The sequence below is a fragment of the Mycolicibacterium alvei genome, from assembly GCF_010727325.1.
Taxonomy (GTDB): Bacteria; Actinomycetota; Actinomycetes; order Mycobacteriales; family Mycobacteriaceae; genus Mycobacterium; species Mycobacterium alvei.
The window spans coordinates 3183590-3208879 of record NZ_AP022565.1; the positions used below are offsets into that span (position 1 = coordinate 3183590).

Here is a 25290-nt window from a genome sequence, read left to right on the forward strand (position 1 = left end):
GTATGGAATCGACCAGCGATGACATCACCGAGACCGACAAGCACGGGAAGCTGTCGCGGCGTTCGATGCTGGGAGGCATCGCAGCCGCCGGTGTAGGCGCGGCCACCGTAGGCGCACTGGCGTCCGGCTGTAACGACACCGACAAGGCCGGCGGTAAATCCGACGCCGGCGGAAACGCCGGCCCACCCGACTACGGCACGGGCATCAACGAAGGTTTCGACGGGAAGATCGAACTCGACGTTCGTGATTCGAAGCCGGACTGGAAACCCTTCGAACTCAAGCACGCACCGGAGGGCGCACCGAACGTCCTGGTGGTCCTGTTCGATGACACCGGTATGGCGTCGTGGTCGCCGTACGGCGGTCGGATCAACATGCCGACGCTGCAAAAGTTGGCCGACAACGGACTCACCTATTCGCAGTGGCACACCACCGCCCTGTGCTCGCCCACCCGGTCCTGCCTGCTGACCGGCCGCAATCACCATGTGAACCGGTTCGCCAGCATCACCGAGGGTTCCGACGGTTTCCCGGGTGCGGCGGCGCGATTGCCCGCACAGTGCGCGACGGTGGGACAGGTGTTGCAGGACAACGGCTACAGCACGTTCTGGGTGGGCAAGGACCACAACGTGCCGGAGGAGGATGTCTCCAGCGGCGGGAGCAAGTCGGAGTGGCCGCTGCAGAAGGGCTTCGACCGGTTCTACGGCTTCCTCGGCGGTGAAACCAACCAGTGGTATCCCGACTTATCCGAGGACAACCGGTTCATCGATCAGCCGTATCCGCCGGAGCAGGGTTATCACCTGTCGAAAGACCTTGCTGATCAAGCGATTCGGATGTTGCGCGATCAGCGGTCCAGCAACCCGTCCAAGCCCTGGTACCTGTGGTTCTGCCCTGGCGCCAACCACGCGCCGCACCACAGCCCCGAGGAGTACTCGGCGAAGTACAAGGGCAAGTTCGACGACGGCTACGAGGCCTACCGCGAGTGGGTGCTGGGCCGGATGATCGACAAGGGCATCATGCCGAAAGGCACTGAGCTGACGCCGATCAACCCGTTGCCGGCCGACGTCGCGGTCGAGGCAGATGCGGTTCGCCCCTGGGATTCACTGAACCCCGACGAGAAGAAGTTGTTCTCCCGGATGGCCGAGGTTTTCGCCGGTTTCTCCGAATACACCGATGCCCAGGTGGGGCGGGTCGTCGACTACCTGGAACAGACCGGGCAGTTGGACAACACCGTCATTTTCTATTGCGCCGACAACGGCGCGTCCGGAGAGGGTTCGCCGAACGGGTCGGTCAACGAGAACAAGTTCTTCAACGGCTATCCCGACGATCTGGCCGAGAACATGAAGATGCTCGACAAGCTCGGCACGCCCGATACCTACAACCACTATCCGACGGGGTGGGCGGTTGCGTTCTCCACACCGTTCCAGATGTTCAAGCGGTACTCGCAGTTCTCGGGCGGGACGTGCGATCCGATGGTGATCCACTGGCCCAAGGGCATCAAGGCCAGGGGCGAAGTGCGTCATCAGTACCACCACGCCACGGACGTCGTCCCGACCATTCTGGATGTGGCGGGTATCGAGATGCCCGAGGACTACCGCGGCATCAAGCAGTACCCGGTCAACGGAGTGTCGATGCGGTACAGCTTCGACGGTGCCGATGCCGCCACCACGAAGAAGCGTCAGTACTACGCGATGCTGGGCACCCGCGGTATCTGGCAGGACGGCTGGAAAGCGTCCGCACTGCACGCGCCCCTCAGCGGAAAGAGCCACTTCGATCAGGACAAGTGGGAGCTCTTCCACGTTGACGAGGATCGCTCCGAGTCGAAGAACGTCGCCGATCAGAATCCGGAGAAACTCAAGGAGCTGATCGACGCGTGGAACGAGGAGGCCAAGAACAACTACGTCCTGCCCCTCGACGATCGCACCGCCGTCGAGATGATCACCATCGAGCGACCCCAGTTCGAACCGCCCCGCACCCGCTACCTCTATTACCCGGACACCTCTCCGGTGCCCGAGGGTGTAGCGGTCAACATCCGCGGGCGGTCGTACAAGATCATCGCCGACGTGGATATGACCAAAGGCGCCCAGGGCGTGTTGTTCGCCCATGGATCGCGCTTCGGCGGGCACTCACTGTTCATCAAGGACAACAAGCTGCACTACGTCTACAACTTCCTCGGTATCAAACCCGAGCAGGTGTTCGTTTCCGGTCCGCTGCCCGAGGGCAAGCATGCGTTGGGCATGGAGTTCGTCTGGGAGAAGAAGGGTGACCACGGTGAATCCCTGGGAACCACAATCCTTTACGTTGACGGTAAGGAAGCGGCCAAGGGTCCGATGCGGGCCCAGATCGGCAAGTTCACCCTCGCCGGCGACGGGCTGTGCGTCGGGTTCGACAGTGGCGACAACGTGTCTGATCTGTACCAGAACCCGGGACGGTTCACCGGCGGCACCATCAAGGGCGTCGCGGTCGACGTGAGCGAGCTGAAGTACGTCGATCTGAACCGGGAGGCGCAGGCCGCGTTCGCAACGGACTGATCGGCGTCCGGCACGACTAAGTTGATCAGGCAACCCTGACGTTAGGAACAGCCGTGGACTCCGACACGATCTGGCGCAACATCGACGAGCAGCGCGGACAGCTCGCCGATCTTCTCGACACCCTCGAGCCCCAACAGTGGGCCACACCGTCACTGTGTGCGGGCTGGACGGTACGTGAGGTCGCCATCCACATCACGCAGTCTCATGCGAGCCTCCGCGAGATGTTGCCCGCGGCGCTCAAGTCGGGCTTCCGGTTCGACGCCATGGTGCGCCGGGCCGCGCTGGACGATCCTTCCGACCCGGCTGCCATCACCGCGCGGCTGCGCGCCATGGCGGGTTCGCGCAAGCGTCCGCCCATGACCAAGGAGGTCGATCCGCTCATGGACGTCCTCGTACACACCCAGGACATCTGCATCCCGCTCGGGATCGACCGGCCGATGCCCATCGATGCGGCCGTTGTCACTGCACAAAGGTTGTGGCACATGAAGTTTCCGTTTGCGCCGCAACGAGATCTCCCGGGTTACCGGTTCGTGGCCACCGATGCCGACTATGCCGTCGGCCCGGAGTGGGGCGGCCGGCGCGAGGCGCCGATCCGTGACATCGTGCTGATGTTCGCGCATCGACGCGAAGTGCCCGACGCCGAACCCGAGACCGACTAGGTCGCGTCTGACAATTCGGGCAGACCCAAGTCGCCGGCCATGGTGTCGCAGCGGACGCTGGCCCAGGCGCAGCTAATTCAACCCTGGAAGCACTTACGTCTAGGATTACTGCCAGCATGTGGCTGCAATCCTAGATGTAGAGCATATCTAGTCAATATGAATGGTGTTGCGGCACACAGGGAGAACTGATTTAGCTTGTCCGCGGCATCTCGGCCAGAAGCTCTGTCCGCCGGTCATCGAATCCGATCTGAACACATCTGTCCGGCCAGTCGTACGCAGCGCCAACAAGCTCATCGACTGCGTAGGGTTGGGTGCACAGCAGGTCGTACGCGGGCGTTGGTTGCCACACCCCGTCGGGGTCATAGATCGACAAGTTCTTTCCGTGCAGATCGCCGTTTCCGATGCGCCAGGAAAACACGACGGTCTTGAGTAGCTCGGCGGTCGCGGCCACCTTGGAACCGCCGCCCACCCCTATGTCTGAAAAATGATGCATAACTGCCATGGCATCTCCTGCACCGGGCGGTCAAGCGGTTATGCCTGGAATTCAATGCTTATTGACTGCACTCCCGGTCTGCACCTCGTGCAAACGCTTGTACAGGCCACCCTGGCTCATCAAGGTCTGATGATCTCCGCTCTGTGAGATACGCCCGTCCTCGAGCACCAGGATCCGGTCGGCCACCGCGGCAATGAAATCCAGGTCATGGCTGACCACCAGGCAGGTGCGGTCCTTGGCGTAGCCGCGGATCACCCCGATCATCCGGGCCCGCTCGTCGGCGTCGAGGTTCTCGGTCGGCTCGTCGAGCAGCAGCACCTCGGGCCGGCGCAGCAGGCAGCGCGCCAGCGCGATCAGGCGTTTCTGCCCACCGGAGGGGATCTGGACGTCCACCACGGTGTCGTAGCCGTCGTGCATCTGCGTCGTGATGACGGAATCGATATGCGCCGCGACGCAGGCGGCTTCGACGTCGGCGTCGGTGGCGTCGGGCCGCGCCAATCGGATGTTCTCCCGGATGGTGTCCTTGGTGAAGAACGGGAACTGGGCGAGTTTGGACACCTGCTCGCGCAACGACGCGATGGTCACGGTCGAGATGTCATGACCGTCCAACAGAATTCGGCCGTGTTGAGGGTCGCGGAACCGCAGCATCAGGTTGAACACCGTCGACTTGCCCGACCCGATACCACCGACCAGCCCTACCGTCTCCCCCTCGGCGATCGAGAACGACAGCCCTTCGAGGATGTTCCGACCGGGCGTGTAGCCGAACGTCACATCCTCGAAGACCACGTTGCCGTGAACCTCGCCCAGCGCCACGGCATCCTCGGCTTCGCGAACCGAGGGCGTCGTATCCAGCAGTTCGTAAGTGGACGTCACGTTCGGCGCCAGCGACTTGTATGTGGTGTACGCCCCGAGAACCCGTTGTGCGGCACTGAACATCACCGGAACCACACCAGCGAAGACCAACAGGCCGGCGAAGGTCAGTCCGAAGTGTCCACTGAGTCCTACGCCGACGAGGAGCACGACCACCGTACTGAGCGCGACGAAGATCTGAGAGCCGTTGACGGTAGCCTGCATCCACACCACCGACGCTGCCGATCCCCTGGCGGCCTCCTCCGAGACGGCATGAAAGCGCTTGCTCCGCAGCGGTTGCGCGTTGAACGTCTGGATTTCGGCGATCCCGCTGATCGTCTGCTCGACCTCGGCGGCCATCGCCCGCTCCGCTTTCATCACCCGATGCATCACCGCCTGCACGTGGCGACCGGCGAATCTGAGGGTGAGCAGCGCCAGCGGCGTGAGCACCAATGCGGCCACCGTCATCTGCCACGAGATGGCGAGCAGGTAGCTGATCACCACCACCAGCACGACCGCATCGATCAACGGCGGCAGCAGGCAGTCGGTCAGAAGCCGTTGCACACCAGTCGATTCCGTCATCACCCGGTGCATCAGCTCGCCGCTGCGTGAAGCCAGGAAGAAGTCCAGGGACAGCGACTGCAGGTGGTCGTGCACGCGCTGCCGGATGTCGACCACCAGCACCCGCTCGACGTATGCGCCGATCCAGGCGTTGACGAAGTACATGAGCTGGGTCAGCACGAGCGAGGACGCCCAGACCGTCAACAGCACGGCAAAGGGGACCGACGCCGCCAGGGAATGCAGCACACCGTCCTGACGAGCTACCAGCGGACCACTGAGATCCCATACGCCACTGAGGTTTCCGCTGTTCCCGGCGTCGGCGATCACCTGGACCATCGGCCCGAAGGCGGCCACGGTGACATAGGGCAGCGCTGAGGCGATCCCGCCGATCACCAGCAGCAGGGCCAGCACGCCGCGGACCGCGCGCAGCATGCTCAGACTGCGCCACACCATGTGCAGCGACGACGCCACTGTGGCCACCGGCACCCCCTTCCAGCGAAGGCTATCCCGCGGGGTCTTCGCTGTCGCGGGGAGCGTCCGGGCCGGCGACGGGACCGGCGATAGGGCTGGGGCCTTCGAAGAACTGCCGGATCGCGAGGAACCCGCCGTGGCGGTGTGCCTGGTAGGCCCAGATCGTGGCGATGATCGGCAGCGGCCCGAATGCGACCCACCACCGTGCGGCGGGCGTGGCGACTTCGGCGATCACCTGGGCGCTCGGTCGACCGTCGACGACGGCGGGCAACCATTCGTGCAACAGGATGGTCAGCATCCGGGTTGCTTCGAATGGTCCGAAGGCCGTGCCCAGTACCCAGGCCAGTGACGCGATCAGCAGCGCCCACGGCCACGCCAGCAGCAGTGACTGATCGTCGACGATGTGGGCGGCCGAGCGAATCGACTCCACGATGAAGGCACAGCCCAATGCCACCAGCAGCACACCGATCTGGGCGGCCAGCAGGTCATCGATCACCGAGTTGGCCAGCTCGTCATCCATCCTGGTGGGCAACCCGGCCGCCAACGACAGCAGACCGGTCAACAACGCCAACAGCATCAGCGCGGACGTGGCCTCGTTGATGCGGATGAACGACGCGGTCAGGACATTCATCACCAGCTTCGACGAGGCAGCCGGGCGGGTTCGGTACAGGACCATCACCACCAACCCGGAGAGGACGATCGAGATCAACCAGGTCACCACGGCCGCGCAGATGAGCACCAGGGCGAACGAGGCGATCGCCGGTACCAGTTGTGAGTTCTCGGATTGACTGTTGCGCACCACCAGCAGCGGCACCGCTCCGACGACGCACACGCCCAGCACCCGGACCAGGATGGGAAACGTGAAACCCGCGATATCGCCGGGATCCAGATCGGGATCACTCCGCCGGATCGCGGCGATCTCGGCGCTCATCACCGATCGTGCCCGGCGGAACGACATTCTGCGCACCACGAGGCGAATCTAAATGGCCCAGCGCTCCCCGGTCCGGGGACACGCTGGGGTGAGCAGCACGCTCAACGCAGGTACTGCTCGCCGCCGGTCGGGTAGCCGCCGCCCTTGGTGGTCAGGTGGACGTGGTCGTAGTGACCGTAACCGCCGGACTGTGGCCCGCTGGGCGTGTAATACGTGCCCCTCCAGATGGCGTCCTGCAGGGCGAACCGGTCGGCGTTCTTCAACGCATAGGCGACGATCCGATTACCGAGCGCGATGCCGGCCGCACTGGTGGGGTTGGGGATCATCACGTCGAGGGCCAGACCGTTGGGGTGCCAGCGCAGGGAGTCGGGCCGGACACCGCCGATGCTGCGTACCTCGGGGAAGTCGGCGTGGACGCTGCGGGCGGCCAGGATGGTCTTGACCTGCAAACCCCGCTCGGGGGCGATACCGACGGGCAGCAGTTGCGGGATGTTGATGACGCGCCAACGCGAGGCTGTGGCGGGCTGCGCCTGCGCGGCGCTCAACGCGACGGTCTGTACGGACGGAGCCGACGCGGACGCGGCGGTTGCGGACACGATCTCCATGCAACAGGGCGCAGCTTCGGTGGCGGCGACGGGTTTGGCGGCGCGCTCGGCGGGGTACGGGTGGGTATCACCACCACTGACGAAGAACGCAGCGACGGGCGCAAGGATCACAGCCGCTACCGCCTGAAGTTTGCGCTGGCGGGGGCTGGCTAATACGTGTCGGCCCACACGAGCACCATACGGACAGTTCCGGGGTGGGGCAGCAACCTCTCCCCCGATCTGGGAGTTTCCTCAGGAACGTCTTGCATGTTTCACCGATGTGTTTTTGCAGGTCATTAGTCACAAATCGGTAACGTGAATAAGAAAACACTAAGAAAACTGCGACCTGGCGAAATATCCGGCCTGAACCGCATAACGAGGCCCGCCCTGACGCCGCTACGGCGCGGTCATCACCGCGGTGAAAGTCATCCGGTCACCCCGATACAGGGAGCGCCGCTGTTCGATCGGGATTCCGTTCTGGTCGTAGGACACCCGGTTGAGCAGAAACATGGGGGTGCGGGTGTCGACCGTGAGCAGCGCCGATTCGCGGGAGTCCGGCAGTGCGGTCTCGATGGTGTCGACGGTCCGGGCGAAATGAACACCACGGCTGCGGATCTCGGCGTAGAGAGAGTCCCGGTAGTCGAAGGTGTCCCGTAGCCCCGGGTATCGAGCTGCGGACAGCTTGGTGGTTTCCAGGCCGACCCGGATGCCGTCGGTGGTCAGTACGCGCTCCAATTGCAGTACGGGAGATCCGATTTGGATGGCCAACTGCCCGGCCAGAATGTCGTCGGCAACCAAGGCGCTCCAACCGACCAGGATGCGCCCACCGCTGCGGCCCTGCTCCTTGACTGCCTCGGTGTAGGACCCCATGGACAGGGGTTGCAGGATCTTGGGCCGGGCAACCACGGTGGTGCGGCCACGGCGTTCGATCCGACCGGCCAACAACAACTCTCGCAACGCCTGTCGGACCGTCTCACGGGCGACGTCGAATCGTTCCGCGATCTCCCGCTCCGCCGGGAAAGGGTCGTCGACCTCCAGGTCATCGAGCAGGCGCTCGAGTTGCGCACGAACCAGCTGATGCTTGAGAACCCGAGGTTCAGCGCTCGCGGACACCCGCTCACCGTAGCAAGTCTTGGTATAGACCAAGACTTGCCGCGTTGTTAACCTCCGCGCCAACTCGGGGGCACCCGTTGGTATAGACCACCACACAGGGTGTGGGTCATGGCAATCGTCCGCCTCCGCGGACGCACTGCCCGTCAATCGGCCCCGCCACGAAAGGTCCTGCGCGCCATGTTGTTCCGTACCTCCTTTAAGCCGGCCCGGATCGCAGCCGTGGCAGCGGCCGGCACCGCCCTCGTATTGTCCGGCTGTTCGAGCTCCGACAACTCCGACGCCAAGACCGCCCAGGGTTTCCCCGAAACCCTCACCCTGGCCGCGATCCCCGCCGAGAACTCCACCGACCTCAAGGCCAGTTACCAGCCGCTGATCAAGCTGCTGGAGAAGGAGACCGGCGCCGAGGTCGAGTTCGTGCAGGCCTCCGACTACGCCGGGGTAGTCGAGGGCATCATCGCCAACAACGTCGACCTCGCCTTCTTCGGTCCGTTCGCCTACGTGGTGGCCGGAGTCAACGGCGCCGAGGTCACCCCGGTCGGCGCGGTGACCCAGGAGCAGGGCGCGAATCCCGGCTATCAGTCCTACGGCCTCGCCCGTGCCGATGAGGCGAACATCAACGGTCTCAAGGACTTTGCCGGCAAGAAGGTCTGCTTCGTGGACCCGAGCTCGACCTCGGGGTTCCTGTACCCGACGGCCGGGCTGATCGAGGCCGGGGTGATCAAATCCGGATCCGAAGGTGATCTCTCCGCGGCGATGTCCCCGATCTACGCCGGTGGTCACGATTCCTCGGCCCTGGCGATCGCCAACGGCGACTGCGACGCCGGCTTCGCGTTCGACACCATGGTCGACAAGACCATGATCGCCAAGGGCGACCTCGAACCCGGTCAGCTCAAGACGGTCTGGAAGTCCGAGACGATCGCCGGATCGGTGTTCGCCGCCAACGACTCGCTGGGCAGCGAGGCCATCGGCAAGCTCAAGACACTCTTCGCCGAGAAGGTCAACGTGCCCAACCTCGAGGCCGAGGGCCTCTGCGAGGGCGATGCCTGCCGGATCACCGACGAACGCGCCTGGGGATTCGTGCCGGTCGAGGACTCGGACTACAGCGGCGTGCGCCGCGTCTGCGACGTCACCGGTTCCGAGAAGTGCAAGGGCTGACCACCCATGAGCACCAACGGCCCCCACCCTGCCGTCGCCGGTGACGACCTCGTCGTCATCGCCCGTGACGTCACCAAACGATTCGGGGACACCCTGGCCCTGGACCGGGTCAGCCTCGACGTCCGGCGCAGCGAGATGCTGGTGCTGCTCGGCCTTTCCGGCTCGGGCAAGTCCACGCTGCTGCGCTGTCTCAACGGCCTGCATCCGGTCACCTCGGGCAGTGTCGAGGTCGGCGGCACCCACGTCGATACGGCCTCGGCCACGCAGTTGCGCGCACTGCGCCGCAACGTGGGGTTCGTGTTCCAGCATTTCAATCTGGTCGGGCGGCTGAGCTGCCTGGAGAACGTCCTGATCGGCGGGCTCGGTCAACTGCGGTTGCCGCGGTACGGCGCACTGACATACCCCAAGGCGATGCGCGCCGAAGCCCTGACCTACCTCGATCGGGTCGGCCTGGCCGACTACGCCGACCGCCGCGCCGACACCCTCTCCGGTGGCCAACAGCAACGCGTTGCGATCGCCCGCACCCTGATGCAGAAACCCGGTCTGTTGCTGGCCGATGAACCCGTCGCCTCGCTCGATCCCGAAAATGCCGGTGTCGTCATGGATCTGCTGTTCCGGGTCTGCATCGAGGAGAAGCTGACGGTCGTGTGCACCCTGCACCAGGTGGACCTCGCACTCGGCTGGGCGCATCGACTGGTCGGACTGCGGCACGGCCAGAAGATCCTCGACCGGTCCGCAGTCGGCATGACCCGCGACGACGTCATGGAGATCTATCAGCGCGTCGACCCCGCTGCCCGCTCGGCGGTCCGCCCGTCGTGAGCACTGACCTGACCGAACGCCCGGCACCGACCGCGCGACCGGCGCCCCCGCGCCGACCGCTGCCCGGTCTGCTGCACCTGCTCACGGTGGCCGCACTGCTGGCCACCCTCGTGGCGGCCTGGTCGATCGACTTCGCCCCCGCCACGCTGCTGAACGGGTTCGACGACGTTATGGCGTTGCTGCAGCGCATGATTCCGCCGCGGCTGGACGATCCGGGTCGGATCGGCGGACTGGCCGTCGAGACCCTGTTGATGGCCGTGCTCGGAACCGTGCTCGCCGCGATCGCCTCGGTGCCGCTGGCCTTCCTGGCGGCGCGCAACACCACCCCGCACCCGGCCGTGCAGGCGGTGGCCCGGGCGATCATCACCTTCTGCCGCGCCATGCCCGACCTGCTGTTCGCCGTGCTGTTCGTCCGGGCCCTCGGAATCGGCGTTCTCCCGGGCATTCTCGCGCTGGCCCTGCACTCCATCGGCATGCTCGGCAAGGTCTTCGCCGATGCCATCGAGCAGACCGATCCGGGACCGCGGGAGGCGGTTCGCAGCACCGGCGTCGGCTACTTCCGCGAGATGCTCAACGCCGTCGTCCCCCAGGTCGTCCCGTCCTGGGTCTCCACCTTCATCTACCGCATCGACATCAACCTGCGCATGTCGGTGGTACTTGGCTTCGTCGGCGCGGGCGGAATCGGCTTCGCGTTGCAGGATGCGTTGCGGGGGTTGATCTATCCGCGGGCGCTCGGCATTGCCTGCGTCATCCTGGTGATCATCGCCGCGATGGAACTGCTGTCCATCGTGATCCGCCGGATGCTCCTCGATGCTGCCGTGTCCAACCCGGCCCGCGAGCGCGCCGCCCGGTTCGGGTTCGGCGGTGCACTGGTCGCGGTCTGCGTGGCGGCCCTGGTGGTGTTGAAGATCAGCCCGCTCTCCCTGGTCACCTGGGTGGGCCCGGCCGTCGAGGTGTTCGCCCGGATGATCCCGCCCAACTTCTCCGCACTGGGCGGTGAGTTGTTCGCGGCCGCAGGACAAACCGTCGCTATCGGTGTGGTGTCCACCGCCATCGGTGTGGTGCTGTCGATCCCGGTCGGAATCCTGGCCGCCCGCAACGTCACACCCCACGCGGCGGTCTACTGGGCCGCGCGGGCATGGATTCTGCTGGTGCGGGCGGTACCCGAGTTGATCCTGGCCGTGGTGTTCGTCGCGGCGTTGGGGCTCGGACCCGTCGCCGGTACCTGCGCGCTGGCGATCGGTTCCATCGGATTCCTGGCCAAACTCGTCGCCGATGCGGTCGAGGAAATCGATCCGGGACCGCTGGAGGCGGTGCGATCGGTCGGCGGCGGGTGGTGGAAAACGCTTTTCTCCGCGGTGATTCCGCAAGCCATGCCGGCGATGGTCGGATCCAGCCTGTACCAGTTCGACGTGAACGTGCGTACCTCGACCATTCTGGGCATCGTCGGTGCGGGCGGTATCGGCTACCTGCTGTTCGAGTCGATTCGCACGCTCAACTTCGATGTCGCCGGTGCCATCGTCCTCGTCATCTTCGTCATCGTCTACGCCATCGAAAGGTTGTCCGGATGGATCCGATCCCGCCTCGTGTGACGGTGGCCGCGGTGTGGACCGGTTCGGATGTCGACCTGCGGATGGTGCCGATCCCCGAACTGGGCCCCGGCGAGATCCTGGTCCGGGTGCGGCTGGCGACGGTGTGCGGCAGCGACCTGCACACCGTGATGGGCCGGCGTCCAGCCGCCTGCCCGTCGATCCTCGGCCATGAGGCAGTCGGCGAGGTCGTCGCCACCGGCCCGGACGCGAATGCCCAAGTCGGACAACGTGTCATCTGGTCGGTGACCGTGGCGTGCGGTACATGCGGCCGGTGCCGGTCCGGTCTGACCGCCAAGTGCCTGTCGGTGCGCAAGGTGGGCCACGAGTCGTTCGACAGCGACTGGCCGCTGTCGGGTTCCTATGCCGCACATCTGGTTCTGCCGCGCGGCACCACCATCGCCGTGGTTCCCGACGCGCTACCCGACGCGGTCGCCGCACCCGCCGCGTGTGCGACGGCGACGGTGATGGCGACGTTGGAAGCCGCCGACGATCTGACGGGCCGGCGCGTACTCATCGGCGGGGCAGGCATGTTGGGGCTGACCGCGGTCGCGGCCTGCGCCGAGGCCGGGGCCGATGTCCAGGTCGTCGACCGCAACGCCGACCGCCTGGCGCTGGCGGCAGACTTCGGGGGCCGCGCCTCCGACGGTGGGCCGGTCGACGTGGCGATCGACTACACCGGTTCGTCCGCCGCCGTCGCGGATGCGTTGGGACGCCTCGACATCGGTGGCACCCTGGTGCTCGCCGGATCGGTGACCCCGGGCCCACCACTGTCAGTGGATCCGGAAACCGTGGTCCGGCGGTGGCTGACCATCACCGGTGTGCACAATTACGAACCCCGACATCTGCACCGGGCCGTCGAATTCCTCGACCGCACCCGAGAGCGCTATCCGTGGGAATGTCTGGTCACGCCGCCGGTCGCGCTGGACGAGATCACGTCGGCACTGAATCCACCGCCGCCCGGCAAGCTCCGGACCGCGGTCTGCCCCTGAAGCAGAGAAACTCAGCCCTGGAAGATGCGGATCCAATCGACCAGCATCTCGGCCGGGTAGTTGCCACCGCTCGGATCGCGGCCACCGGAGCCGCCGACTGCGATGTTGAACACCGGCACCATCGTGTAGCCCGGATCGTTGAAGGGCCAGTCCTGCAACGAGTTTGCCGGGACCTCGAAGAAGGGCTCCATGCCGGGGGCATAGTCCTTCCAGAAGTACATGCCCTGCGGTGTCCACGACATCCGCCAGGTGTGCCACCCGCTGTCGATGGGATGGGGGTTGGTGGCAAAGGACTCACCATCGAGCCGGGCGTGCACCGTGGTGCCCGACGGCCAGTCGCGGTTGCCGTACCACTCGACGAGGTCGACCTCGCCACCGCGGACGGGATCGTCGTTGAGGAGCCAGAACGCGGGCCAGGCGCCGTCGGTCAGGCAGTTGAGCTTGACCCGGGCCTCCCACGTGGTGCCGATGCCACCGCGCCAGTTTCCGACCACCTTGGCGCTGGCGTACTTCTCCTGGACGGTGGTGCCCGGGCCGCGGGTCGCGCGGATCACCAGGTTGCCCTTGCCGTCCTGGAAGGCGTGGTTGGTGTCGGCGACGTAGCGGCCCATGTTGAACGGCTTGTCCCACTCGACCGGGTTCTTGATCGTCTCCCGCTCGGGCACCAGGTGCCACCACGTGGGGTCCGGCGGGGACCCGGCCGGACCGTTGAACTCATCCTGGAACAGGAACGTGGGTGCCGCCGCGGTAGCGGCCGGCGGAGTCGGACCCCCGGGTGCGACGGGACCAGGTGCGACCGGGTCGGCGTTCGCTGTCCCGGCGGGCAGCGCTGCCGCTGCCACCCCCAGACCCATCATGAACATCACGCTGCGTCGATCCATCTCAGGCACAGCAGAACCTTAACCGAACTCTTACCGAGATATCCGAGCCCTGCCCAAAGTTTCGTGGCGGCAAGCCTGTTTCACCAGCTAGGGGCACTCGGCAGGCGCGTCGCCACGCACCGGAGCGTCGGCGGGCAACGTGTAGGTCACGACCACATCGGCGTCGTCGGCCCCCTCATTGGTGACCTGGTGGGCCACCCCGCCCGGGATGACGACCATCTGGCCGGCGGTGTACACCGCCGGCGCACAATTCCCCGCGCTCCGCACGACGACCGCACCATCGTTGATCACCGACTGCTCCGGACCGGGGTGGGTGTGCCAACCGCTGCCGGCCCCGGGTTTGAGCACCAGACCCTGCACGTGCAACGTGGTCGGTTGTCCCGCCGTCACGACCCAGATCGGCGCGGAGGTGGTGCCTTTACCGAGATCGGTGCGCACGACGTCGCCCTCGCCCGGGGTAGCTGCGGCCGGGGCGATCGATACACCTGCGGCGACTGCGGTCACCGCGCCCATGGCAGCGATATGCGTGAGTTTCATCGGTCCTCCCGGCGTTGACCGAAAGCTACCTTCTCCGGCCACTTTTCGTCAGGGATACGGCTGGTACGGATACTGCGGCTGCTGCTGATACGGATATTGCGGCTGCTGCGGGTAGGGGTTCTGCGGCTCACCGCGGTTCGGCACCTGGATCGGGATGGGCACCGGGACGAACGGCACGGTGACGTAGGTCGTCGTCATCGGATTCGTCGTGGTGGTCGGCGGCGTCGTCGTGGTGGTGGGCGGAGTCGTGGTTGTCGTCGTCGTTGTTGTCGTGGTTGTGGTGGTCGTCGTGGTCGTCGTGGTCGTGGGAGGAGGCGGCGTCGTCGTCTGCGTGACGACGTGCGTCTCGGTCACCGGGGGCGGCGGAGCCTGGGTCACCGTGACCGGCGGGGGTGCCTGTTTCACCGGTTCCGGCGGCGGCGGTTCGACCGGAGGCGGGGGTGCGACCGGGCTCGGCGCCACCTCCTGCGGAGGCAACGGCTTCGGCTCGGGCGGCTTGACCTCTGCAGTCGGCGCGGTGCCCGTCGCGCTGGTCAACGCGTACGTCACACCGCCGATGGCGACGAGGACCAGGGCCGCGGCCACCGCGAAGACGGTCAGCGGCAACCGCTCCCACCCGCCGCGTTGCTGCTCGATCGGACCCGTCGGCGGCACGTACTGCACGGCGGGACGCGCCGCCGTCTCACTGCCGTAGGTATCCACCAGATCCGGTCCGGTGTAGGGCACCACGTCGTCGCCGGCCTCATCCTCCGACCAGGCCAACGCGCGGAAGGTCGAGGAATCCGCGGACCCCTCTGCGCCGGAAGGGATTCCGGCCGTCACGGGCACCGCCGCCACGCCCAGGGTGGGGGCCACGCCGGTCTGCGCATCGGCATCGACGGCGTAGGCGGCGGACAACGCGGCACCGATCGCGGCATCCAGCGCCGGCTGCGGAGTCGTCACCACCTGCGCCTGCGAGTGCTCCGAAAGTTTCTGGGTGACCAGCGGAATACTGGCGCCGCCACCGATGGTCACCACCGCCGAGACCGCGGGCCAGCCGATCCCGTTGCGCTCCAACATCTTTTCCAGCGCATCCATCACGCCGGCCAGCGGCGCCTGCATCAGCCCTTCGAGTTCGGTACGGGTGACCCGCACCGTGGCCGAATATCCGGGCAGCTCTACCACGACATCGGTGGCGGTCTCCGCCGACAGACGTTCCTTGGCCTGACGGCTTTCCTCACGCAACCGGCCCAGTGACCCGACCGCCTCGGTGCCGGCCGGATCGATACCGCCGGCCTGGGCGACACCGTCGAGCAGATGGGTCAGCAGCGCCTGATCGATCTGATCACCGGAGAAATCGGGATAGCGGGTGGTCTCGTCGATCGGCTCGAAGGCCGCCGCGGCGTCGGCCAGCGTGATGCTGGTACCACCGCCGCCGAAGTCCAGCAGGGCCACCAGACCGTTGGACGGCAGGCCCGGGTTGGCGCGCAGCGCGGCCAGCGAGGCGACGGCATCGGGGATGAGCCGGGGCGGCCGCCCGTCGCGCGCCAGGCTGGGATTGTGCCGCAGCGCGTTGCGCAGCGCCCGCAATGTGGGCGCACCCCAGTGGGCGGGTACCGCGATGGCCAACTGTTCGGAGGGGCCGCCGACGAGTTCGACCATCGCATCGAGGGACTCGACCAACAGGGTGTCGGCGGGATAGGACGCACCGTCGGGCGCCACCAGCGGCACCGGATCACCGACCCGCTCGACGAACCCGCTCAAGGTGACACCCGAACCGGATTCGGGCACGCCGATCTGCGGCGTCCGGTCGGTCGACAACGTCAACACCGAACGCCGGCTGACAGGTTGATTGCCGACACGCGCCGCAACCAAGTTGGTGGTCCCGATCGACAACCCCAACGGGCCGCTCATAACGTTCGCCACGATAGCCGTCGCGCGGCGCCGGGGCCGCTCGACACTCCGCAGCACCCCTGGCGAAGCCCGTTCCGGCGGTGCATCTTTGACCAGGTCAGCAACGCCCACCTCGCGTGCGGGAACGATCATGGTCACCGTCGACGAAGATCGACCCGTCGGGTCGGCAAACCACTGGTGCCCGGGTGGCGGGATTGCGGGTATTGCGTCCGCCGGAGTTGTGCTCCAATGTCGGGCATGGGTGACATCGACGACATCAAGCAGGTCAAGTACCGGTACCTCCGGGCGCTGGACACCAAGCACTGGGACGACTTCGCCGGCACCCTCACCGAGGACATCGCAGGCGACTACGGACAGTCCATGGGCAAGACACTGCACTTCACCGACCGCGACTCCCTGGTCGAGTACATGAAGGCGTCATTGGGGCCGGAGGTCATCTCCGAGCATCGCGTCGCCCACCCGGAGATCGTGGTGGACGGCGACGAGGCCACCGGCACCTGGTACCTGCAGGACCGCGTGATCATCCCGAGCATGAACTTCATGCTGTTCGGGTCGGCGTTCTACCACGACCGCTACCGGCGGACCGCCGACGGTTGGAAGATCAGCGCCACCGGCTACGACCGCACCTACGACGCCACCCTGTCGCTGGAGGGCCTCAACTTCAAGCTCGAACCCGGTGCCGCCCTGAATATTTGACGGCTACTTCGCGACGGCGATCAACGCTCCCGGCCGCAGCCACTGGATGATCTGCACCAGCGTGGCATCGTCGATCGCCACGCAACCGGCAGTCGGGCCGCCATCGGTGCTGTGCAGGAAGAACGCGCTCCCGTCGCCGGGCACCCGGGCTTTGTTGACACCCATCACCACAGCGTGTTTGTACTGCGGGATCTGCAGGTTCTCGGTGGCACTTCCCGAATCGGTGCTGAACGGACACTGCGCCTTCTGACACACCTGCATGGTGTTGTAGGTAGGGCTCTTCGTATCGCCGTCCCACCAGTGGTCTGGACCGACCTGGACATATTGCAGACCACCGCCGGGGTTGGGGGCGGTCCCGAAGGCGAAGTCCAGGGTGAATACGCCCATCGGGGTGGCCATATCGCCTTCACGGGTTTTCGGGGCCATCCCGTTGGAGCCGATATTGGCCGGAATGCCCGCGCCGATCGGTTGCCAGCCCGCAGGCCCGCGCTGCCAGACATCCATCTTCGCCTTCGAACCACCCACGCCGACAACGGAAATCACCTGTGTGGCGTTGCCCACCGAGGACGCGAACCAGGGCGGGTCGACGGCACCGGCCGTGGGCGCGCATGCCAGAGCCAACACCCCGGCACACAGCATGGCGAGCAGTCGGCGCATCCGTCCATCGTCGTCGGCAACCCTCACGGCCGGATAAAGCTACGAGCACGATCCGGTCGCGGCCGCTACGTTGGCGCCATGGACGTGCGCGCGATCGGCCAAGGCCTGGGCACCCTGGACCGCGAGGTGTTCGAGGCGGTCGCCGAGTCGCCGAGCCCACTGTTGGACGCCGTGATGCCCAGGCTGACCAGGGCCGCAGACCATTCCAAACTGTGGTTCGCGATCGCGGCCATCATGGGTGCGCTGGGCGGCACATCGTTGCGGCGTGGCGCCGCCCGCGGCGTCGTCAGCCTGGCCGTGACCAGTCTCGTGACCAACCAGGTGGCCAAACGGATCTGGCGGCGGCCGCGACCGGACCGCAGCAGGATCCCGCTGGCCCGGCGGACCCGGCGGGTCCCCACCTCGCATTCCCTGCCGTCGGGACACTCCGCGAGCGCCGCGGCTTTCGCGGTGGGCGTCGGCCTGGAGTCCGCACCGGTCGGTCTGCCGCTGGCGCTGCTCGCCGGCCTGGTCGGGCTGTCGCGGGTGGCCACCGGGGCGCACTATCCCGGCGATGTCTTCGCGGGATTCGGCATCGGCGCGGCGATCGCGGTCCTCGGCGCACGCATCGTCCCGACCATCCCGGCCGCCACCCTGCCGACGTCGGATCCGCTGCGGTTCCACACCGAGCCCCGACCGGACGGTGCCGGTGTAGCCCTGGTGATCAACCCGGCCTCCGGTGACGGGACCGGTGCCCGGATCGTCGACGACGTCCGAAAAGCCCTGCCGAGCACCGAGATCGTCGAACTCGGCGACGACGATGACATCGAGACGGTGCTGCGTGAGACCGCCGCCCGCGTCGACGTGCTCGCGGTGGGCGGCGGCGACGGCACGGTGGCCTGCGCGGCGGGCATCGCCGTCGAGGCCGGTGTTCCGCTCGCGGTGTTCCCCGGCGGGACGTTCAACCACTTCGCCAAGGACATCGGCTGCGATTCGGTGGCCCGCACCGTCGCGGCCATCACCGGCGGCACCGCCGCCTATGTCGACCTGGTGTGCCTCAACGAGCAACGCATGGTGATCAACACCGCCAGCATCGGCGCCTACCCGAACTACGTGCGGTTGCGCGAGAAGCTCGAGCACCGGATGGGCAAGCGGATGGCCGGGATGTACGCGCTGTACCTGACGCTGCGCCGGGAGGCTCCGGTACGAATCAGCTACGACGACAAGACACTTGAGACGGAACTGTTCTTCCTGGGCAACTCGACGTACTTCCCGTCCGGTTTCGCCCCGTCTCAGCGCCCACGCCTGGACGACGGTCTGATCGATGTGCGGATCCTGGAGACCGGGCGGCGGTTCAGCCGGCTTCGCATCGCGACGGCCGTGGCGCTCGGCCGGCTCGAACGCAGCCCGCTCTATCACGAGTTGCAGGTGCCACAGTTCCGGTTCGTCGCCGTCGACGGGCCGACCGTCGTCGCGCACGACGGTGAGGTCGGCGAGACGCTCAGTGAGGCCAGTTTCACCGTGCGGTATCGAGTGCTACCGGTGTTCTGTCCGCTGCCGTGACCGCCGGATAGGGCGGACACAGCAGGTAGACCACCACGAACCACGCGTAGCCCAAGGCCCACCCGGCCACCACATCGGAGGGGTGGTGGACGTTGAGCACCACCCGCCCGACCCCGATCGCGACGACGACCAGCGCGCCGGCGGCCACCCACCATCCCCGCCGGTGTGGTCGCAGCGTCGGCCAAGCGAGCACCAGCAGGGCCAGCACCGCGACCATCACGCCCAGCGCATGCCCGGACGGGAACGACGTGGACAGGGCATGGACCAGCGCAGTGTCGGGGCGCGGACGGTCGGCCAGGTACTTGGCCACCTCGGTCGTCGCCGCGCTGAGCTCGATGGTCAAGAACAGGAACAACGCGATGCGCCGGTGGCGACGCACGAGCGCGACGACGATCATCACCAACGCCAGCAACCGGAAGGCGAACGGCCCGAGCACGGTGCAGAACACGTCCCATGCCGTCACCCAGCCCGGGTGGGCCGAGCCGTACCGGTACGGACCCGCCAAAGCCGCGGCGTCGACGTCGGCCAACCAGGCCCACGGCCTCTCGTAGCCGATCCACAACGCCGCATACACCGCGACGGCCAGCACCGCGGTCACGATCAGCCGGCCCGCCCGAGTTCTCACCAGACAATCTCTACCAGCTCCAACCGATTTGCCATCTTTGCGCGCTACCGTCGAAGGCATGGCTGTGATCCTGCGAAAGCTGATGCACATCGGCGGGCTGCCGGACAGTCTGCGGTCGGAGGCCGACGCCGAGGGCATCCTGTTCCTGGCCGAGTACATACCGGTCACCAGGCGTTTCACCGGATCGATCCCCGGAATGCGATCGGCAGGAAGTGTCGCCAGCTATGCCGGCTCCCTGGTTCTGACGAACTACCGGGCGCTGGCCACCATGTCCACCCTGCCCAAGCTCGCCGGCCGCAGCATCGACCAACTCTGGTCGGCCCCGCAGGTCGGCGCGGTGCACGCCGAGATCGGCGAGACCGGGCTCACCCTGCAGGCCGACGTGGCCCAGATCGACCGGCGCTGTCACGGGAAGCTCTCACTGCACTACAAGACCGAGATCCCGGCCGACGTGCTCGCGCAGCTGCCCCGCCGGTCGCTGGCCTTCGACGTCGGCCCGGAGTACGTGTTCCGCGCGGTCGGCGTGCCCTATCACCCGTAGCTACCCCGCGATTTGCGCCACCACGAACACGCGCCGGAACGGGAAGAACGTGATGCCGTCGTCGCGCTTCGGATAGTCCTCGGCCAGCATCGGGATGATCGCCTGCCGGTACTGCTCCCACATCTGTTCGCTCAGCCGCCCCTTCACCTGCGTCAGAGCGGTCCCGGCGATCCAGTCCAGAACCGGTGTCTCACCGGATAATTGGTGCGTATAGGTGGTCTCCCAGGCGTCCACCGCGCAGCCCGCATCGGTCAGCAGCCCGGCGTATTGCGTGGGTGTGTCCACCTGACCGGCATCGCGCCACGGCATGTCGCGCAGCGGTTCGACGAACGGTTCACGACGGGCCAGCTCACGCACCGCGCGATGGGACGGGGCGTCGAAATTGCCCGGCACCTGAAAGGCGACCCAGGCGCCCGGAGCCAACTGCCCGGCCCAGCGCACCAGGAGTTCGCGATGCGTGGGCACCCACTGCAGCGCGGCGTTGGTGATCACCACGTCGGTGTCGGGTTGTGGTTCCCAGTCCTCGATCGCCCCGACCTGTGCCTCGATCCCGCGGTCCTTCGCCGCGGCCACCATCTCAGGTGAGCTGTCCCAGGCTTCCAGAGCCGCGGCGGGCCAGCGCTGCGCGAGGGTCTCGGTGAGGTTGCCCGGTCCACAACCCAGGTCGACGACCCGTCGGGGCGCCTCCGCCGCAACCCGCGTGATCAGGTCGTAGAACGGCCGGCCCCGATGGTCGGCGAAGGCGAGGTACGCGTCCGGATTCCACATACCCCGATCATGCCCGCCACCCGCGGGTCGAGGGTGGATGGTTATCGTCTGGGAACGATGGACGAAGCAAACAAGGTGCGGACGATCTGGACGGAGCTGGGGCTGCCCGGCATCGTCGACGTGCACACGCACTTCATGCCCAAGAACGTCATGGACAAGGTGTGGCAGTACTTCGACAGCCAGGGTCCGATGATCGGTCGGGAATGGCCGATCACCTACCGCGCCGACGAGGCCGAGCGGGTCGCCACGCTGCGGGGATTCGGTGTCCGCAGGTTCTCCTCACTGATCTACGCGCACAAACCGGAGATGGCCGCCTGGCTCAACCAGTGGGCGGTCGGCTTTGCCGAGGAGACCCCGGACTGCCTGCACACCGCCACGTTCTTCCCCGAACCCGAGGCCCCGAAGTACGTCGCGGAGGCCATCGCCGCAGGCACCCAGGTGTTCAAGGCGCATATCCAGGTGGGCAATTACGACCCGAACGATCCCCTGCTCGACGCGGTCTGGGGGCTGATCGAGGAGGCCGGGATCCCGGTGGTCATCCACTGCGGCTCCGGTCCGGTTCCGGGGCAGTTCACCGGGCCCGACCCGATCGCCCGGCTGCTGGGCCGTTATCCGCGGCTGGTGCTGATCGTCGCGCACATGGGGATGCCCGAGTACTCGGCGTTCCTGGATCTCACCGAACAGTTCGAGCAGGTGAGGCTGGACACCACGATGGCGTTCACGCCGTTCGTCGAGGAGACGATGCCGTTTCCCGCCACCGAGGCGAACCGGCTGAAAGCCCTGGGTGAGCACATCCTGTTCGGCAGCGATTTCCCGAACATTCCCTACGGCTATGCCGAGGCCGTGCACCATCTGATCGACCTGCCGGGCGTCGACGACACCTGGCGCCGCAACGTCCTGCACGACAACGCCGCGAAGTTGTTCGGCTGAGCTGAGCAGTTGGCTAGCATCGGGAATCGTGGAGCCGTCCAGCGCAGATCCGGTCGAACCCCCGATTCCTGTTCCCGACGTTCCCGGCGGTGACGCCGGCGCGCGGGGCCTGCCGCGGCGGGCCGATCTGACGCTCAAGCAGCGCGCGATCGTCGACGCCTCGGCGGTCGCCGACATCGCGTTACGTACCGGGGTGGCCTCGATCGTGGCGTCGTCGATGGTGCCGACCACGCTGGCGTCGATGCTGCATCCGTCCGCGTCGCGCGCCGAGAACGACCACATGCGGTTCTACGCGGATCTGGCTGCGGCCCAGGATCCCACGGTGTCGTTCCCGGCACCGACCCGGCTGCCACGGGTGTCCACCCGCCCGGCCAATCCGGTAGCCGAGATGATCGCGCACGGCCGGGTGGAGAACATCCGGTTCGAGAGCAGCTTCACCGCGGTCAACCCGGCGCTGCGTGAGATGTGGGGCGGGTTCACCCGGAACAATGTTGTGCGGGCCCAGCATTGGCGCCATGACGACGGGCCGCACCCGACGTTGTGTGTGATCCACGGGTTCATGGGATCGCCGTATCTGGCCAACGGCCTGTTCCTGTCGCTGCCGTGGTTCTACCGGTCCGGCTACGACGTGCTGCTCTACACCCTGCCGTTTCACGGCCAACGCGCCGAACGGTTCTCACCGTTCAGCGGCTACGGATACTTCGCCCACGGATATGCCGGGTTCTCCGAGGCCATGGCCCAGGCCGTGCACGACTTCCGTTCGGTGATCGACTATCTGGAGTTCACCGGTGTCGACCGGATCGCCCTGACCGGAATCTCTCTGGGTGGATTCTCCTCGGCCCTGCTGGCCAGTGTGGACGACCGGATCCAGGCTGTGGTGCCGAATGTTCCCGTGGTGACGCCGGATCGCACGGTCGACGAGTGGTTCCCGGCCAACAAGCTGGTGGCGCTGCAGCGTCGCGTCGCCGGGACGGACCCGGCATTGATCGAAGCCGCGGCGCGGTACACCTCGCCGCTCAACTACGCGCCGCTGGTCCCCAAGGAACGACGGTTGATCATCACCGGCCTCGGTGACCGGCTGGCCCCACCGCAACAGGCCGAAATGCTGTGGGAACACTGGGATCGCTGCGCATTCCACTGGTTCCCGGGCAATCATCTGCTGCATGTGAGCCAGCCGGACTATCTACGCCGGATGACCCGCTTCCTGCGGGACTTCATGTTCGACTGATACCAGCAGCACCTGCGGCAGTACGGCCGGAGTGCCGTCCAGGCGCTCCGAGGACAGCGGGTTCAACGCTGCTAACGCCGGACGGTGCCGGCCACCCGCCGGTTTCAGGCCGGCCAGTGGAGCCTTGCGTGCGGGCCGGTCCTGGGTACGGATCGCTGCGCCCACCGTCAGCTGCGGCCGGGTCGGAGATCCGGTGAATTCCAGTGCGGTCCAGGTTTCCTGGGCCGGTAGCGCACCAATCCCGGCCAGCACGGCGTCCAGCTCGTTGCTCACGCTCACGCGATAGGCCGCCACGTAGCCGGAGTCGTCCGCCACGCCGCGCCAGGTTTCCTTACCTGGGTCGGGCAGCGGGGAATCCACCCCGTCGACGAGCGTGACCGTCCAGCCCTGCTCATGCAGATGGTCACGGAGCCGACGACCGACGATTTCGGTGGTATCCCGCAACGGGATTCGCGAGGAGCGGGCGCGGAGCGCATCGAGATTGTCCACTGCTGCCACGGTCAGGCTGATCCAGCTGCGCCGCGTGCCGCCGGCGTCACGGTGGGTGATCCGGACCTTGTCGCAGCGAATGCCGTAGCGATCCAGGTAGCTGACCACCACCGGCAACTGCGCCGGGTCCGCGGGATCGACGCGCAGCGTGACGGTCTCGGAGTCCGACTGCTCGGCCGGCCCGGTCTTGGCACGGTTGCGCCGCCACATCGCCAGGTGCCGGGCGATCCGCGTGGTCAGGAACACCCCGCCCCACCAGGTCAGCAACAGCACCACGGCCGCGACGGAAACTCCGAGCACCCACCGTTCAGAGTTGGTCTGCCATGGCCGGGCCAGGACGGCTGCGACGATGAACAGCGACGCCAGCGCGAGTCGGGCGGTCATGTGGTGGGGTCCTTCCGTCGATATGCGGCGAAGGCGACGGCGAGCGCCGCGAGCGCAAGTGCTCCGGTGCCGGCGAAAGCGACGATTCGGCCGGTGTTGTCACGCGGGGCTGGTTCTGGTGGTGCGGCAATGGGTTTGCCTGCGGGAGCCGCGGGTCCGTCCAGCGGGATGTCGGCGACGTCCCAGGTGAGTGCGGCGACCGGGTCGACACCGCCGGCGCCGATGATGTTCGACGGCGACCGGGCCGCGCCTTGGGCCGTCGTGGTCAATCGGTGCACCACCTGGCGGGCGTTCAGATCGGGAAACTTGCTGCGCACCAAGGCCGCAACCCCGGACACATAGGCCGCGGCGTAACTGGTGCCGTCGAGCGGAACCAGCTTGCCCTGGTCGGTGGGCAGCGCGTTGGCCAGCCCTCCTCCGGGCGCGTTGCTCACCGAGGAGACGTTCTCCCCCGGCGCCGAGATTCCCACCCAGGGACCGGACATGGTGAATCCGGACGGCTGGCCGGTGGCGTTGAGTGCGCCGACCGACAACACGTAGGGCTGCCACCACGACGGGATGGACACCGAGGAGACACCGCCCCAGTTGCGCGGATCACCCGGCGTTCCGGACAGCGGATTGGACGCACACGCCGACCCCGTGGTGACCCCGCCCTGGGTGTTGCCCGCGGCCGCGATGATGACCGAGTCCTTCTCGACCGCTGCATAACGCAGCGCCGCACCGAGTTCGGTCTGGTCGATCTGTTTGTCGGCGGGCAGGCACGTCACCACCGAGATGTTGATGACACGCGCACCCATGTCGGCGGCGCGCACCACGGCCCGGGCCAGGCTGGCCACATCGGCTGCGGCACGGGCCTCGGCGGCATCGGCGCTGGGGGTTCGCGGGGCGAAACGCGGTGAGTTCTGCCGAATCGAGATCAACCGAGCCTCCGGCGCCACCCCGGAGAAACCGTCGGTCCCGGGTTGGCCGGCGATGAGACCGGCGACCGCGGTGCCATGCCCGTCGCAGTCGCTCAGGCCGTCAGTGGATTCGATGAAGTCTCCACCGCCCTCGACGTGGGGCAACCGCGGTCCCGGCTGTACCCCGGTGTCGATGACCGCAACGGTCTGACCCTGCCCGCGACTCTGTTTCCAGGCACCGGACAGGTTGAGCGCCAACTGGTTCGGGTTGACCGCGCCAGGATCGGTACCCGGCCTCGCTTCGGTGGTGACGCACGCCGAACGCTGCGTCATCGCCTCCACCGGGCCGGCACTACCGGCCGGTGGGGAGATCTGCGGGTCGATCTCGGGCGGGCTGACCGCACCCGCCGACGGGGACCCGACCAACAGCACCAGACCGGCTGTGGCCAGAACACCCAGACTCTTGTGGATCACCGGTT

At 66.8% G+C, this 25290-nt stretch carries 23 protein-coding genes and 1 pseudogene; 11 read left to right on the forward strand and 13 right to left on the reverse strand.

Annotated features, from left to right (window positions below; genetic code table 11):
- Positions 1–2: 2 nt before the first annotated feature.
- A complete protein-coding gene (locus tag G6N44_RS15285; protein ID WP_163665337.1) occupies positions 3–2525 on the forward strand; it encodes an arylsulfatase in 2523 nt (840 codons plus the stop codon).
- Positions 2526–2578: 53 nt separating this feature from the next.
- On the forward strand, positions 2579–3184 hold the full coding sequence (locus G6N44_RS15290) for a maleylpyruvate isomerase family mycothiol-dependent enzyme (RefSeq protein WP_163665339.1): 606 nt from the start codon (positions 2579–2581) through the stop codon (positions 3182–3184).
- Positions 3185–3374: 190 nt separating this feature from the next.
- Here G6N44_RS15290 and G6N44_RS15295 read toward each other — a convergent pair.
- The 5 genes and pseudogenes from G6N44_RS15295 to G6N44_RS15315 form a co-directional block, all read right to left on the reverse strand.
- A pseudogene (locus G6N44_RS15295) lies at positions 3375–3650 on the reverse strand (HipA domain-containing protein); the annotation flags it as partial.
- Between the two features lie 78 nt (positions 3651–3728).
- Entirely contained in the window at positions 3729–5567 is a 1839-nt protein-coding gene (locus G6N44_RS15300; protein WP_163665343.1) for an ABC transporter ATP-binding protein, read from the reverse strand.
- Positions 5568–5589: 22 nt separating this feature from the next.
- On the reverse strand, positions 5590–6516 hold the full coding sequence (locus G6N44_RS15305; protein ID WP_235683090.1) for a hypothetical protein: 927 nt from the start codon (positions 6514–6516) through the stop codon (positions 5590–5592).
- 74 nt (positions 6517–6590) lie between these two features.
- Positions 6591–7262 carry a VldE C-terminal domain-containing protein gene (locus G6N44_RS15310; protein WP_163665345.1) on the reverse strand — a complete coding sequence of 224 codons (672 nt, stop codon included), beginning with the start codon at positions 7260–7262 and terminating at the stop codon, positions 6591–6593.
- 207 nt (positions 7263–7469) lie between these two features.
- Positions 7470–8186: a GntR family transcriptional regulator gene (locus G6N44_RS15315; protein ID WP_163665347.1), complete on the reverse strand. Its 717-nt coding sequence runs from the start codon at positions 8184–8186 to the stop codon at positions 7470–7472.
- Between the two features lie 177 nt (positions 8187–8363).
- Between G6N44_RS15315 and G6N44_RS15320 the strand changes: the two genes are divergently transcribed.
- From G6N44_RS15320 to G6N44_RS15335, 4 genes are read left to right on the forward strand one after another with little or no spacing between them, the layout of a single operon-like run.
- Complete coding sequence (locus G6N44_RS15320) at positions 8364–9341, forward strand: phosphate/phosphite/phosphonate ABC transporter substrate-binding protein (protein WP_163669992.1); 978 nt, start codon at positions 8364–8366, stop codon at positions 9339–9341.
- A 6-nt stretch (positions 9342–9347) separates the two neighbouring features.
- Positions 9348–10160 (forward strand): phosphonate ABC transporter ATP-binding protein, encoded by an 813-nt coding sequence (phnC, locus tag G6N44_RS15325; protein WP_163665349.1) that lies wholly within the window; start codon positions 9348–9350, stop codon positions 10158–10160.
- A complete protein-coding gene (gene phnE / locus G6N44_RS15330; RefSeq protein ID WP_163665351.1) occupies positions 10157–11752 on the forward strand; it encodes a phosphonate ABC transporter, permease protein PhnE in 1596 nt (531 codons plus the stop codon). The genes phnC and phnE overlap by 4 nt, the downstream gene beginning before the upstream one ends.
- Positions 11728–12741, forward strand: a complete 1014-nt coding sequence (locus G6N44_RS15335; protein ID WP_163665353.1) for a zinc-binding dehydrogenase — start codon at positions 11728–11730, stop codon at positions 12739–12741. Before phnE ends, G6N44_RS15335 begins: the two co-directional genes overlap by 25 nt.
- Before the next feature lie 11 nt (positions 12742–12752).
- On the opposite strand, the gene G6N44_RS15340 is transcribed toward G6N44_RS15335, so the two are convergent.
- From G6N44_RS15340 to G6N44_RS15350, 3 genes are all read right to left on the reverse strand, one after another.
- On the reverse strand, positions 12753–13622 hold the full coding sequence (locus G6N44_RS15340; RefSeq protein ID WP_163669994.1) for a glycoside hydrolase family 16 protein: 870 nt from the start codon (positions 13620–13622) through the stop codon (positions 12753–12755).
- A gap of 87 nt (positions 13623–13709) precedes the next feature.
- Entirely contained in the window at positions 13710–14159 is a 450-nt protein-coding gene (locus tag G6N44_RS15345) for a cupin domain-containing protein (protein WP_163665355.1), read from the reverse strand.
- A 48-nt stretch (positions 14160–14207) separates the two neighbouring features.
- Positions 14208–16052 carry an Hsp70 family protein gene (locus G6N44_RS15350; RefSeq protein ID WP_163665357.1) on the reverse strand — a complete coding sequence of 615 codons (1845 nt, stop codon included), beginning with the start codon at positions 16050–16052 and terminating at the stop codon, positions 14208–14210.
- A gap of 237 nt (positions 16053–16289) precedes the next feature.
- On the opposite strand from G6N44_RS15350, the gene G6N44_RS15355 reads away from it, so the two are divergent.
- On the forward strand, positions 16290–16748 hold the full coding sequence (locus G6N44_RS15355; RefSeq protein ID WP_163665359.1) for a nuclear transport factor 2 family protein: 459 nt from the start codon (positions 16290–16292) through the stop codon (positions 16746–16748).
- 3 nt (positions 16749–16751) lie between these two features.
- Here G6N44_RS15355 and G6N44_RS15360 read toward each other — a convergent pair whose 3' ends face one another.
- A complete protein-coding gene (locus tag G6N44_RS15360; RefSeq protein ID WP_163669996.1) occupies positions 16752–17405 on the reverse strand; it encodes a L,D-transpeptidase family protein in 654 nt (217 codons plus the stop codon).
- 78 nt (positions 17406–17483) lie between these two features.
- Here G6N44_RS15360 and G6N44_RS15365 point away from each other — a divergent pair, with 78 nt between their 5' ends.
- A complete protein-coding gene (locus tag G6N44_RS15365) occupies positions 17484–18947 on the forward strand; it encodes a bifunctional phosphatase PAP2/diacylglycerol kinase family protein (RefSeq protein ID WP_163665361.1) in 1464 nt (487 codons plus the stop codon).
- On the opposite strand, the gene G6N44_RS15370 is transcribed toward G6N44_RS15365, so the two are convergent.
- Positions 18901–19575: a phosphatase PAP2 family protein gene (locus G6N44_RS15370; protein WP_163669997.1), complete on the reverse strand. Its 675-nt coding sequence runs from the start codon at positions 19573–19575 to the stop codon at positions 18901–18903. The two genes, G6N44_RS15365 and G6N44_RS15370, sit on opposite strands and share 47 nt — an antisense overlap.
- A gap of 55 nt (positions 19576–19630) precedes the next feature.
- Between G6N44_RS15370 and G6N44_RS15375 the strand changes: the two genes are divergently transcribed.
- Positions 19631–20113: a hypothetical protein gene (locus tag G6N44_RS15375; RefSeq protein ID WP_163665363.1), complete on the forward strand. Its 483-nt coding sequence runs from the start codon at positions 19631–19633 to the stop codon at positions 20111–20113.
- On the opposite strand, the gene G6N44_RS15380 is transcribed toward G6N44_RS15375, so the two are convergent.
- Positions 20114–20881, reverse strand: coding sequence for a trans-aconitate 2-methyltransferase (locus G6N44_RS15380; protein ID WP_163665365.1), 768 nt, complete (start codon positions 20879–20881; stop codon positions 20114–20116). It abuts the gene before it with no gap.
- A gap of 57 nt (positions 20882–20938) precedes the next feature.
- On the opposite strand from G6N44_RS15380, the gene G6N44_RS15385 reads away from it, so the two are divergent.
- Both G6N44_RS15385 and G6N44_RS15390 read left to right on the forward strand, forming a co-directional pair.
- Entirely contained in the window at positions 20939–21811 is an 873-nt protein-coding gene (locus tag G6N44_RS15385; protein WP_163665367.1) for an amidohydrolase family protein, read from the forward strand.
- Between the two features lie 28 nt (positions 21812–21839).
- Positions 21840–23039: an alpha/beta hydrolase family protein gene (locus G6N44_RS15390; RefSeq protein WP_163665369.1), complete on the forward strand. Its 1200-nt coding sequence runs from the start codon at positions 21840–21842 to the stop codon at positions 23037–23039.
- On the opposite strand, the gene eccE is transcribed toward G6N44_RS15390, so the two are convergent.
- Positions 22995–23912, reverse strand: a complete 918-nt coding sequence (gene eccE / locus G6N44_RS15395; RefSeq protein WP_163665371.1) for a type VII secretion protein EccE — start codon at positions 23910–23912, stop codon at positions 22995–22997. The genes G6N44_RS15390 and eccE overlap by 45 nt on opposite strands.
- Positions 23909–25285: a type VII secretion-associated serine protease mycosin gene (gene mycP, locus G6N44_RS15400; RefSeq protein ID WP_163665373.1), complete on the reverse strand. Its 1377-nt coding sequence runs from the start codon at positions 25283–25285 to the stop codon at positions 23909–23911. The genes eccE and mycP overlap by 4 nt, the downstream gene beginning before the upstream one ends.
- Positions 25286–25290 lie beyond the last annotated feature (5 nt).